The 12,308-nt window shown below is 35.3% G+C and carries 15 protein-coding genes and 1 pseudogene; 8 read left to right on the top strand and 8 right to left on the bottom strand.

The features are described from left to right. Both AC1DND_RS20310 and AC1DND_RS20305 read left to right on the top strand, forming a co-directional pair. A partial coding sequence (locus AC1DND_RS20310; protein WP_477584388.1) for an aspartate kinase occupies positions 1-1,110 on the top strand: 1,110 nt, incomplete at its 5' end. A gap of 150 nt (positions 1,111-1,260) precedes the next feature. After that, a complete protein-coding gene (locus AC1DND_RS20305; RefSeq protein ID WP_477584386.1) occupies positions 1,261-2,448 on the top strand; it encodes a class I SAM-dependent methyltransferase in 1,188 nt (395 codons plus the stop codon). A 432-nt stretch (positions 2,449-2,880) separates the two neighbouring features. On the opposite strand, the gene AC1DND_RS20300 is transcribed toward AC1DND_RS20305, so the two are convergent. The 5 genes from AC1DND_RS20300 to AC1DND_RS20280 all read right to left on the bottom strand — a co-directional run bounded on the left by AC1DND_RS20300 (position 2,881) and on the right by AC1DND_RS20280 (position 5,663). Further along, positions 2,881-3,078, bottom strand: coding sequence for a cold-shock protein (locus AC1DND_RS20300; RefSeq protein ID WP_029276380.1), 198 nt, complete (start codon positions 3,076-3,078; stop codon positions 2,881-2,883). 208 nt (positions 3,079-3,286) lie between these two features. Continuing rightward, positions 3,287-3,922, bottom strand: a complete 636-nt coding sequence (locus AC1DND_RS20295) for a peroxiredoxin (protein WP_215127985.1) — start codon at positions 3,920-3,922, stop codon at positions 3,287-3,289. A 161-nt stretch (positions 3,923-4,083) separates the two neighbouring features. After that, entirely contained in the window at positions 4,084-4,458 is a 375-nt protein-coding gene (locus AC1DND_RS20290; protein WP_477584390.1) for a trypsin-like peptidase domain-containing protein, read from the bottom strand. Continuing rightward, a complete protein-coding gene (locus AC1DND_RS20285; RefSeq protein WP_477584384.1) occupies positions 4,443-5,090 on the bottom strand; it encodes a hypothetical protein in 648 nt (215 codons plus the stop codon). The genes AC1DND_RS20290 and AC1DND_RS20285 overlap by 16 nt, the downstream gene beginning before the upstream one ends. Positions 5,091-5,096: 6 nt before the next feature. Beyond that, a complete protein-coding gene (locus AC1DND_RS20280) occupies positions 5,097-5,663 on the bottom strand; it encodes an RNA polymerase sigma factor (protein WP_477584382.1) in 567 nt (188 codons plus the stop codon). A gap of 202 nt (positions 5,664-5,865) precedes the next feature. Here AC1DND_RS20280 and AC1DND_RS20275 point away from each other — a divergent pair, with 202 nt between their 5' ends. The 6 genes and pseudogenes from AC1DND_RS20275 (at position 5,866) to AC1DND_RS20250 (ending at position 8,881) form a co-directional block, all read left to right on the top strand. After that, entirely contained in the window at positions 5,866-6,084 is a 219-nt protein-coding gene (locus AC1DND_RS20275; RefSeq protein WP_477584380.1) for a hypothetical protein, read from the top strand. 146 nt (positions 6,085-6,230) lie between these two features. Beyond that, positions 6,231-6,449 (top strand): hypothetical protein, encoded by a 219-nt coding sequence (locus AC1DND_RS20270; protein ID WP_057934271.1) that lies wholly within the window; start codon positions 6,231-6,233, stop codon positions 6,447-6,449. Between the two features lie 130 nt (positions 6,450-6,579). Continuing rightward, positions 6,580-6,801, top strand: coding sequence for a hypothetical protein (locus AC1DND_RS20265; protein ID WP_057934270.1), 222 nt, complete (start codon positions 6,580-6,582; stop codon positions 6,799-6,801). A 139-nt stretch (positions 6,802-6,940) separates the two neighbouring features. Next, positions 6,941-7,138, top strand: a complete 198-nt coding sequence (locus tag AC1DND_RS20260) for a hypothetical protein (RefSeq protein ID WP_116251791.1) — start codon at positions 6,941-6,943, stop codon at positions 7,136-7,138. 128 nt (positions 7,139-7,266) lie between these two features. Continuing rightward, positions 7,267-8,242, top strand: a pseudogene (locus tag AC1DND_RS20255) (lyase family protein). An 87-nt stretch (positions 8,243-8,329) separates the two neighbouring features. Then, positions 8,330-8,881, top strand: coding sequence for a NifU family protein (locus tag AC1DND_RS20250; protein WP_057934267.1), 552 nt, complete (start codon positions 8,330-8,332; stop codon positions 8,879-8,881). 216 nt (positions 8,882-9,097) lie between these two features. Here the strand turns inward: AC1DND_RS20250 and AC1DND_RS20245 are convergent, their stop codons facing one another. From AC1DND_RS20245 to AC1DND_RS20235, 3 genes are all read right to left on the bottom strand, one after another. Further along, entirely contained in the window at positions 9,098-9,889 is a 792-nt protein-coding gene (locus tag AC1DND_RS20245) for an inositol monophosphatase family protein (protein WP_477584377.1), read from the bottom strand. Between the two features lie 56 nt (positions 9,890-9,945). Beyond that, on the bottom strand, positions 9,946-11,097 hold the full coding sequence (locus AC1DND_RS20240) for a prolipoprotein diacylglyceryl transferase (RefSeq protein WP_477584375.1): 1,152 nt from the start codon (positions 11,095-11,097) through the stop codon (positions 9,946-9,948). A 349-nt stretch (positions 11,098-11,446) separates the two neighbouring features. Further along, the coding region (locus AC1DND_RS20235) for a MiaB/RimO family radical SAM methylthiotransferase (RefSeq protein WP_477584373.1) at positions 11,447-12,308 on the bottom strand (862 nt) is incomplete at its 5' end.

Raw genomic sequence — 12,308 nt, 5'->3', positions numbered from 1 at the left:
TTCTTATCACAAAGTGATGAAGCGCATGCAATTTTTGATGAGATTAAACATTTCCATTTTAGCATTATAGATGAGCTGTTTCAAGGCAAAGCCAATCCTGTTTATGATGATGTGGCTAACACATTTGTTGAAATTGACTGGCTGATTGAAGATGAACCGGATAACAACGCTGATTACATTTACGATCAGATTGTATCTATCGGCGAAGTGGTTTCTACAAAAATTGTGGCAGCCTGGTTAAATGAAACAGGTAATAAAGCCCTTTGGGCTGATGCACGGAATTATATTCAGACTGACAATACCTACCGCGAAGGAAAAGTAGATTGGGCAAAAACCAATCAGATTATAAAAAAAGACTTATTACCACTCTTAACCGACAACATTATTGTCACACAAGGATTTATTGGCGGCACCAGCGAAAACTACACCACAACTTTAGGCAGGGAAGGTTCTGATTATTCGGCAGCCATATTTGCTTCCTGCTTAGATGCTGCAGCACTAACCATCTGGAAGGATGTTCCCGGCGTATTAAATGCAGATCCGAAATGGTTTGATGAAACAGAGAAAATTGCACAGCTTTCTTATCACGATGCAATAGAGCTTACTTATTATGGCGCAACCGTAATCCATCCAAAAACAATAAAACCACTTCAAAACAAAGGGATTCCGCTTTTTGTAAGGTCATTTATCCAACCAGAAGGCTCAGGAACAGCAATTACCAAAGAAAATAACCCATTGCCTATCCCCTCTTTTATTTTTAAGGTTAACCAGGCGTTGATTTCAATTTTCCCAAAAGATTATTCTTTTATTATCGAAGAAAACCTGAGCAATATTTTTGAGCTTTTCCATACACACCGGATCAAAATCAATACCATGCTCAATTCTGCTATCAGCTTTTCGGTAAGCATTGATGATCATCCTACTCAAATTGAAAAACTGATCAAAGACCTCTCTCAAGAATTTACAGTAAAATACAATAAGGGCCTGGAACTGGTAACCATCCGCTATTATAACCAACAAACTATTGATCGTGTAACGGTTGATAAGGATATTTTATTGGAAGTTAAAAGCCGTCATACTTGCCAGATGGTGATGAAGAATAGGGTCTAAAACTTATAATATCATTAACTTAAAAAAATATTGTCATCCTGAGCTTGTCGAAGGACAAGTATCTTATTTATTTGAGATTACCTGCAGGTCTTCGACAGGCTCAGACTGACAATACCGCCTACCCTCATAACAAGGACCTGAATTTAAACAATGAACAATAAACTTTTAGCCAAAGCCGTAAAAGACTATATCAGCACAAATTTAAATGCAGATGTGAATCAGATTGCTTTAGCAAAAAGTCCGTTCGAGGGTATTACTGCAGCCGAACTGGCCACACAAATTACCGCAAAAAAAAAATCAGAAAAAAAATTACCCACCTGGTTTAACACTCAAGGTATTTATTACCCTCCTGTATTATCCATTGAACAAACTTCTTCTGAAATTACCGCTAAATACAAATCTAAACTAGCTAAAGGCAATACTTTAATTGATATTACCGGAGGTTTCGGGATAGACAGCTATTACTTTTCTAAAAAGGTAAAAGCGGTTACACATTGCGAAATTAACCCTGAACTATCCGCAATAGCTAAACATAATGCGCAGGCTTTACATATAGCAAATATCGAATTTAAAGCAGAAGACGGAATTGCTTACCTCCAGACCAGTGATGCATCATTTGATACGATTTATGTAGATCCTGCCCGAAGGGCCGAAAAGGGMAAAGTTTTTATGCTAAAAGACTGTACACCCGACATTGCAAGTAATCTGGATGCCTTATTAGAAAAATCATCGAGAATAATCGTCAAAACTGCTCCTTTACTTGATATTTCAGCAGGATTATCAGAATTGAAACAAGTTAGCGAGATTCATATTGTGAGTGTAAAAAATGAATGCAAAGAACTCTTATGGATCATTGATAAAGATTACAATGGTGATACGAAAATTATAGCTGTAACCCTAAATAACGGGATTGAAAAAGATTTTTCCTTTTACAGATCAGCTTCAAATGGTTCAATTCAGTTTATTGACGATTTAAACACTGGTGATTACTTATACGAACCAGATGCTGCTTTACTAAAATCGGGCGCTTTTAATTTAATTGGCACAACTTACAATCTTTTAAAACTACATCCTCAAACACAGCTGTTTAGTTCGGCTATGGTAAATAAAGATTTCCCAGGCAGGATATTTAAAATTGAAGCTGTACTTACTACCGCGGCACTTAAGAAACAAGAAAATTTAAAAGGAAATGTGATTGTGCGGAACTATCCGGCAAAGCCCGAAGATTTGGTTAAGAAATATAAAATAAAAGCAGATCAAAATCAGTTTTTAATTTTCACCAAGGTGGGCAATGGAGAAAACATCGTTGTTAAAACGTTGATTATACAGTACTATTAATCTAGTTCGATTAACAATATGTCCGTAAGAAAGATTCTTTAGATACTTTAGCATTAGTAACGTCACCCTGAATTCATTTCAGAGTATTAATAGCGGGAAAGTTGCTGAAATAAATTCAGCATGACGATCCCCATAGTACAACCATCTGGGGTAAAATAAACCCGACCGACAGCGTTATCCCGATTTAACATTTATTTTTATTTGTACAGCATTTCAATCGGGATTAAGCAAAGGGCGGGGCTATCGGAACCGATTACCACAACAGTTGCTTTCCAAAAAACAAATTACTTCATGATTAGCAAAGAAAAACAGCTAAGATACGCTTAACTCAGATTCTTCACTGCGGCCAGAATGACAAAGCTATATAACACAAAAAGCCTCTCAATAGAAAGGCTTTTTGTAGTGATGAAGAAATAATCTTTATATTATTGCTTAAACTTTCTTAACATTTACTGCCTGTAAACCTTTTCTGCCTTCAGCTACTTCAAATTCTACTGTATCGTTTTCTTTCAAGCTTTCGATTCCACCTAAAACATCTTTAAAATGTACAAATAAGTCTTTATTGTCTTCTTGTACAATAAATCCAAAGCCTTTTTGAGTGTTAAACCATTTAACTTTTCCGGTTGCCATAAAAAAATAAAAAATTGTATAAAATAAATAAACCTTTTACGCCTTGATCAGAATTTCATTTAACCAATTGAGTATTAATATGAATAAAACAACCAGTTTAAGCGTTAATATTGAAACAAAACTACCAAATATAATAAATTATGAATGTAATGCAAGCTATTTCTGGCCATTCAACAAGAATGTTGCGTTATTAAATAAAATTTTCGAATTATTTATTTGGTTGAGGTGTAGTACGTAAATATGGTTTAATTACTTGGTGTCCTTTAGGAAATTTAGCTGGAATATCTTCCGTTTTAATGCTGTTTACCACAATTACATCTTCTCCATCTTTCCAATCGGCAGGCGTAGCCACACTATAATTGGCTGTAAGCTGTAAAGAATCAATCACACGTAACACTTCATTAAAATTTCTTCCTGTTGATGCTGGATAAGTAATGATTAATTTCACCTTTTTATCAGGACTGATTACGAACAACGAACGAACTGTTAAAGTTTCTGAAGCATTTGGGTGGATCATATCATAGAGATTTGCCACTGTTTTGTCCGGATCTGCAATAATCGGAAATTCGACAGAAGTATTTTGAGTTTCGTTAATATCATTAATCCATCCTTTATGCGACTCGGCAGAATCAACGCTTAAGGCCAAAACCTTAACGTTTCTTTTTTCAAATTCACCTTTTAAAGCTGCAGTTCTACCCAGTTCTGTGGTACAAACAGGGGTATAATCGGCAGGGTGAGAAAACAATACTCCCCAGCTATCGCCTAAATAATCGTAAAAATCTATTTCGCCAATGGATGTGTTGGCCTTGAAATTCGGTGCGGTATCGCCTAATCTTATACTCATGATATTATTAATTTAATTTTGACTAAAACAAATCTAAACAATACTATACTAAATACATAGATTTAATATTATTTTAAGACCTCCAAATTACAATTCCAATAAAAAACCCTGAAGAATCAATCTTCAGGGTTTAAGAATATTAATTTGTTTGGGGTATTGCGTTAGTATGCTTTTATCATAAATACATAATCCTGTATTTTTTCGATCTGTTTGGTGCGTTTTAAACCAGACAGCAAGCTCTTCTTGTTGGCAGAAAGTTTATTTACGCCTAGTGAATCCTGAGGAATGGCCCTCATTGCCTCTAAAATATATTTTGATTTAATGGCAAAAGCTGCACCTTCAGTCTGATCTGGCTTACCACTAATAATACCTACCAAATTTCCGTTATTATCTAAAACAGGACCACCGCTATTGCCCGGATTAACTGAAATGGCTACTTGATACTGAGTGGTATCACCAATAAAACCATTTTTAGAGCTCACGTAACCTTCTCCAAGTACAGCATCATCTTTTGGATAACCTAAGGTATATACAATTTCACCAATGTTACTTGTGTGTAAACTGACTTTACCTTGAACGATTCTCCTCTACTGTTTTGCACATATAAAGAATCAGCGCCATTAATAATATGCAGGTTGGTTAAAATGTAACCATTTGTAGAAATGGCAAAACCAGTACCACCAAAACTATTCTGAGCATTTGGCTTACCAGAAGTTGTATTATTATGCTTAATATTTCTGATTAAGCTATTTTGTGTTTTAATAGCATTATTTACCTGGTTGCTTAACTGCCTGTAACGCTCTGCCTGTTGAGTATTATGCTGAATAGAGTAAATAGAAACCAGAGAGAGTACAACGAAAGATGCTGCAACTGCAATTGCAGATTTATGTTTGCGCCACAATTGAACCACACGTGATGGATGAGGCCTAAGTGTAGAAGCCAAACCCTCCACATCAATTTCTGAATGAATGTGATTTAACTGTTCTTTTAAGCGCAACTGCTCAGCAAATGTTCCCATAGATTCTAAAAAGAACTTATGCGAAACTACTTTATGATCTACTGTGGCATCATTACGACGTAACTGTTCAAAAGCTTCAGTTTCCTGTGCATTAAGTTTACCTAAAAGGTAATCTTCAATAATTGCATCTAACTCCAAATCGTTTCTCATTTCAAATTATGGTTGAAAAAATATTTTCTTTAACCTTTGCAGGCATTTATATTTCTGCGTTTTTGCATTATCGGTATTGGTATAACCAAACTTTTCGCAGATATCCTGCATGGATAAATTGTGGATATAAAAATCCTGAATAATGGTTTTACAAGGTTCGCCCAGGTGATCGAGTGCCGATTGCATTTTCACAAAAGCAGCATCCTTTTCTTCATGGTGCTCTACATCTTCCTCAACAACAAATACATCTTCATAATCAGTAATATTACCGGCTTTTTTACTGTTTAGGCTAAGTTTTTTTAGCCAAATACGCCGACATACCGAATAAATGTAGGTTTTGAGTTTGCTGCTCAGCTCAAAATTGCCTTCCTTAATTTTGTTATATAAAATTATTATGCCTTCCTGATAAACATCTTTTGCATCATCTTCATCACCGTTATTATTCAGGATAAATTGCAAAACCATCGCATAATAAGCCTTGTATAACTTGTTAAGTGTATCTTCTGAGTTATTTAGAATACCTAAAATAACCTCTCTATCTGTTGGAACTGAACTCTTTAAACTGTTATTCACTAGTTAATACATTTTTCTATAAATAGTAACCCAATATTAGACAAAAAAATATTTATAGCTACTATAATTGCTTAATACAAACTTAAAGCAAACGGTAACCCAAACCTCAAAAAAAAATATTTTAACTTTTTTGTAAATTATCGGGTTACCTTTTTACCTTTGCGGCATTAATAAGAAATTAATTACTTAAAAAAATTCAAAAATGAAAAATGCATTCAAATTAGGCTTTTTAGCTTTAGCTTTATCTTTATCAGTTGTTGCTTGTAACTCAGAAAAAAAAGCTGAAGGTACTGATACTACTTTAACTGATTCTTCTACTATCGTTACTGATACTACTGCAAAAGATACTACAGTAAAAGATTCTACAGTAAAAGATACAACTGTAAAAACTACTACAACTAAAGAAGAAGTTAAACACTAGTCTAACTTTACTCATAAAAAAAGGCTCCTGATGTAAAATCGGGAGCCTTTTTTACTTTTTTTACTTTTTTTTTATTTTTTTGGGTTACCTTTTTAAATAAGTGGTATTAACAGATAAATTAATTAATTACTTAAAAATACTCAAAAATGAAAAATGCATTCAAATTAGGCTTTTTAGCTTTAGCTTTATCTTTATCAGTTGTTGCTTGTAACTCAGAAAAAAAAGCAGAAGGTACTGATACAACAGCTACAGATTCTTCAACTATCGTTACTGATACTACTGCAAAAGATACTACAGTAAAAGATTCTACAGTAAAAGATACTACTGTAAAAACTACTACAGAAAAAACTGAAGTTAAACACTAGTCTAACTTACTTATAAGAAAAGCCTTTGGAAAATGAATTTCCAAAGGCTTTTTTATTTTATCAGAAAAAACGGGTTACCTTTTATCATTTTAGGCATTAACAGTATAGTAACCCTAAAACAGATATCAAAATGAAAAATGCATTCAAATTAGGCTTTTTAGCCCTAGCTCTATCGTTAACAGTTGCTGCTTGCGGCGAATCAGGTAAAAAAGCTGATGGTGCTGACACAACAGTTACAGATTCATCAACTATTATTACTGATACAACTGCTGTTGATACTACAGTTAAAGATTCTACTGTAAAAGACACTACAATTAAAGCTACTACCACAAAAGAAGAAGTAAAACACTAATTATTTTTACTAAATAACATAAAAAAGGTCGCGTTTTTACATCGCGACCTTTTTTATTTAAGAAAACAGGGTTACTTTCTTATCTTTTTTGTATAAATTAGTAATTAATTAATTTTCAAAACCAAACAAATTAAAAAAAATGAAAAATGCATTCAAAATGGGCTTTTTAGCTCTAGCTTTATCCCTATCCGTTGTTGCTTGTAAATCAGAAAAAAAAGATGGCGCAACTGATTCATCTAAAGTTGATTCTACAGTTGTAGATACTACTGTAAAAGATACTACAGTGAAAGACACAACCGTTAAAGACACTACAGTAAAAGACACAACTAAAAAATAGTTTTAGCTATTACTGCAAAAAGGCCTTGGAAATTCTAAGGCCTTTTTTATTTTATATTAATTTCTAGGGATCAAGACCTTAAAATCCATCAATTGTAGTAAATTTGCGGCAAAAATATAATCCGCATAATGAATTTAACATCACTACAAGCTATTTCACCAGTTGATGGCCGTTACAGAAAAACAACCGAAAGTTTAGCTGCTTACTTTTCTGAAGAAGCCTTAATCAAATACCGTGTTTTTGTAGAAATCGAATATTTTATCGCACTTTGCGAAATCAACTTGCCTGGCTTAGAAAATTTTGATAAAAATCTTTATGCCCAATTGCGCAAAATCCACGAAAACTTCTCAGAAGTTGATGCCTTAGAAATTAAGGAAACTGAAAAAGTAACCAACCACGATGTTAAAGCTGTCGAATATTTTATCAAAAGTAAATTCGATGCGCTATCACTTCAGCACTATAAAGAGTTTATCCACTTCGGGTTAACTTCTCAGGACATTAATAATACTGCCATTCCTTATTCTATTAAATTAGCATTGACGCATAAACAACATTATTATAGATTTGGACAGAGATATCTGGACATATATTTCTAAAAACTATTTTAAACAGAAAATCAAGGCTGGAGAAATCGGTTCGTCGGCTATGCCACATAAGGTTAACCCTATCGATTTCGAAAATGCTGAAGGAAATGCAGGAATTGCCAATGCTTTGTTCGAGTTTTTCGCTGCTAAATTGCCAATCTCACGCTTACAGAGAGACTTAACCGACTCTACTGTTTTAAGAAACGTAGGCGTTCCTTTTGGACATACCTTAATTGCTATTAATTCTACGCTACGCGGATTAAACAAGATTTTATTAAATGAAGCTGCTTTACATGCCGATTTGGACGAAAACTGGGCAGTTGTTGCCGAGGCTATTCAAACGGTTTTAAGAAGAGAGAACTACCCTAACCCTTACGAAGCCCTAAAAGAATTAACCAGAACAAATTCAAAAATCAATGCAGCAAGTATTGCTGAGTTTATTGAAGGTTTAGCAGTTTCTGAAGCTGTTAAGGTGCAATTGAGAACGATTACACCTTTTAACTATACTGGCGTTTTCTAGTTAAATTAAATTGACGTTAAGCAGACAGCTTACAAAGGTTTTATTAGTGAGTAATTGTTAATTTTGTTTATTCAAATTGATTAAGACATGACGATTAACGTATATACAGAACAGACTCCAAATCCAGCTACCATGAAATTCATGGTAAACAAGCTGTTAATAAATGGCAGTGAGGATTTTGCAACTAAAGAAAGTGCAGAACATTCGCCTTTTGCTAAAGAGTTATTTAAGTTCAACTTTGTTTCTGGCGTTTTTTTCGCCAGCAATTTTGTTACCATTACCAAAACAGATGATGCAGAATGGGCTGATATTGAAGCTATTTTAAAAGAATTTGTTAAGGGAGCTGTAGAATCTGAATTAAAAATTAAAGAAGCAACTACCGAAGAAGCCCCTGCTTTTGAGGGTACAGAAACCGAAATTAAAATTCAGCAGATTCTGCACGATTATGTACGCCCGGCTGTTGAACAGGATGGTGGTGCAATTACATACAAATCTTTCGATGAAGGTGTGGTTACGGTAGAATTACGCGGTTCTTGCAGCGGTTGTCCATCTTCTACAATTACGCTTAAATCTGGTATCCAAAACTTATTGCAGAGAATGGTACCAGAAGTTACAGAAGTAGTTTCTGAAGCGCTTTAAAATTGTGCATTTTTCATAGTACATATAGTGAAAAGGTCCCGATGAGAATCGGGACCTTTTTTTATTGCAAATCTGCCGTCCTGTAGATGTTCGTCATGCTAAATTTCTTTCAGCATCTTCAAGTTCAGACCCTGAAAGAAATTACCTTCGGTGAGCTCGCTTAAAGATCGGTTTACTGCGTAGCTTTCCACTGCGCTACAGGTCAGGGTGACGCCATTAATTAAAGTACTGCTTAATCGCAGTTAACATCTCAGCGGTAAGTTTACCATTGGTAGCCAAAATCTCTCTTTTTTCAAAGTAATCATTTCCACCAGCAAAATCGTAAACCTCTCCTCCTGCCTGCTGCACAATAAAGCATCCGGCTGCAAAATCCCATTGTTGCAGATTGTATTCAAAAAAAGCATCGAAACGTCCACAGGCTGTATATACCAGATCTATTGCTGCTGCACCAATTCTACGTACACCATGGCTTTTCTGCATCATTTCGGTCAATAATTTTAAATATTGAGGCTGTTTATCAAACTGATAATACGGAAAACCTGTTGCCAATAAACTCGATTTTAGATCAGGATTAGTAGAAACTTTAATTTCTTTCTTATTCATAAGGGCAGGCCCACCTTTATATGAATAAAACATTTCTCCCCTATTTAACTCGTAAACTACGCCGATAACGGGTAATCCATCTTCATAAAGTGCTACACTTATACCATAAGCTGGAATGCCATGGATAAAATTGGTTGTACCATCCAAGGGATCAATTATCCAGGTGTAGGTTTTACCAGTACGGTTAATGGTTTTCTCTTCGGTTATAAAACCTGCATCAGGAATCAATTTTTCGAGATTTTGAACCAGTTTCTGTTCTGCTGTTTTATCAACATAAGAAACCATATCATTTAATCCTTTGTATTCTATTTTTTGAACATCGAACTGCAGCGCTTCTTTACGGATAAAGTTTCCAGTAAGCCTTACAATCGATATTACTTTTGTGCACAGTAATTCGTAATTCATAACTATTTAACAATAAAACGAGGCGTTTATTGGATGAGAAATAAACTTATAGGTATTTAAGCCAGTTGATTCTTGTTCCTTAAAGCATAAGCACTTAGTGCTATACCGCCAACAACAAGAAAAGTAGAAATCATTTCTGCCTGGGTGAAAGGGGGTAAACCAAAAACATGATATTTTGAATTTACACGGATTAATTCGATGCAGAAACGTTCCATACCGTTTAAGATCATGTAAATACCAAACATTAAACCAGGTGCTTTTATTTTATCCCTAATCTTCCATAAAAAGGCAAAAAGGATTAAACATATAATTACTTCGTAAATTGGTGTCGGGTATACACCTTGTGCCAATTCGTTACAGAACTTACCGGTACAACCAGGAATCGGAATGCCTTCGCCTACCACATTATTCGGATATTTGTAAGACCACAACCAGTCTGGAAGCCAGGAAAATGGTTTTGGATTTGAATTTACAATCCCCCAGTCGCCATCGCCGGCTAAGTGGCAACCAATACGGCCTACAGCATAAGCCAGCATCATTCCCGGCCCACCTACATCAAGCATATGGAGCGGTTTAATACCATTTCTTTTAGCAATAATTAATACAGCCGCACCGCCGCAAATTAAACCACCATAAAAAGTTAAACCACTAAAAGATAATAACCGTTCGATGGGATGTTGAACAAAATCATCCCAATACTCTAGGTTATCGAAAAACTTTGCCCCTAAAAAACCCCATATAGCCGCCCAAACAATCAGGTTACTCATGGTTTGGTACGGGTGGATGGTTACCTGTGTTTCTTTTGGTTTATCCAGCTTGTGTTTATTCTTTTCGGTATAATCCCAATAAGCAAACAGCCCTGCAAAAAACAACCCACCAATTATATTTCCTTTGGTCGACATTAAAATCGACTGTGCATCATTTACAAAAAGTTTGTAGTTTAACAACGCATAAACCAGTTTATAACCAATAACGAAGCCGAAAAGGCCATTCATGATCAACTCTGATGTAGTAGCAGGTTTGCCAACCACAATTGTCTTTTTAATTGGGTGGAGTATGCCTAATGCTTCCTTACGCTTAAGCTCTTTGGTGAAAGCCCAGTAACCAGCAACAAACGCCAGTGCTACAAAAACACCGAAAGTATTAAATGGAAGCGGTAAATTAATGCCGAATAAGTATTCTAAAAAATGTGAAACGGTAGGAAACATACAAATAATTTGTTGCGAAGATAGGAAAGAAAGACCAAAGCTGAAAGATTAAAGCAGAAAGCTTAAAGACTGAAGAAGAAAGACCAAAGCGCTTAGTTGAAAGCCAGAAAAAGCGTGTAGAAATCTATTTTTTTTATTTTGGAAAAGAGTGGTTCTGTATTTCATCGGTTAGTACAGCCCCGCTCTACGCTTTACTTCGTGTTCGCTGCGATCAGGTTTAGTAACTGATCACAGTAGTTCTTAGGGGTGTAATTAAGCGTTAAATGACAGATCCCAAAAACAAGTCTTCCTTTTCCTTCATTTGAAGAATCTTTGACTTAAGACTTCTGACTAATGCCTTATGACTAAACTAGTGATGTGCGTGAGTAGTTTCCAATTCGGCAACTTCTACTTCTCCTTCGGCAGTAATTTCTAAAAGCTTAACCGCTTTCAATTCATTTACCATAACCGGATCGTATTTTGCACGTACTTTTACATAGTTTTTGGTAAAACCGTGCATGTAACCCGATTTTTGATCTGCCTCGAAAAGCACTTCAGCTTCAGCACCAATTTGAGATTCGTAGAAAGCCCTACGTTTTTTATCAGATAAAATATGGAGCATTTTACTGCGCTCATTACGCTCGCTGCCCGCCACAACACCTTTCATTTCGGCTGCAGCTGTTAATTCGCGCTCAGAGTAAGTAAATACGTGTAGATAAGAAATATCAAGCTGATTTAAAAATTGATAGGTATCCAAGAAATCTTCTTTCGTTTCACCAGGAAAACCGACAATCACATCAACACCAATACAACAATGAGGCATTACTTCCTTAATTTTGGCAACACGTTCTACATACAAATCGCTACGGTAACGACGGCGCATTAAACCTAAAATTTTATCAGAACCCGATTGTAAGGGAATATGAAAATGCGGAACAAACCTTTTCGAAGTGGATACAAACTGAATGATCTCATTGCTCAAAAGATTTGGCTCAATAGATGAAATACGGATTCTTTCAATTCCTTCTACCTCATCTAAAGCCTTAACAAGGTCAAAAAATTTAYCTTCACGCTGACCGTTTCTAATTCCGAAATCGCCAAGATTTACACCAGTTAAAACAATTTCTTTAACACCGCTATCTGCAATCATTTTTGCGCGATTCACCACATTTTCAATGGTATCGCTACGACTTGCACCGCGCGCTAAAGGAATGGTACAGTATGTACAAGGA

Source organism: Pedobacter sp. 01N416 (assembly GCF_056399685.1).
The sequence above is the reverse complement of the archived record's forward strand: the minus strand, read 5'-3'. Positions and strand labels throughout refer to the sequence as shown.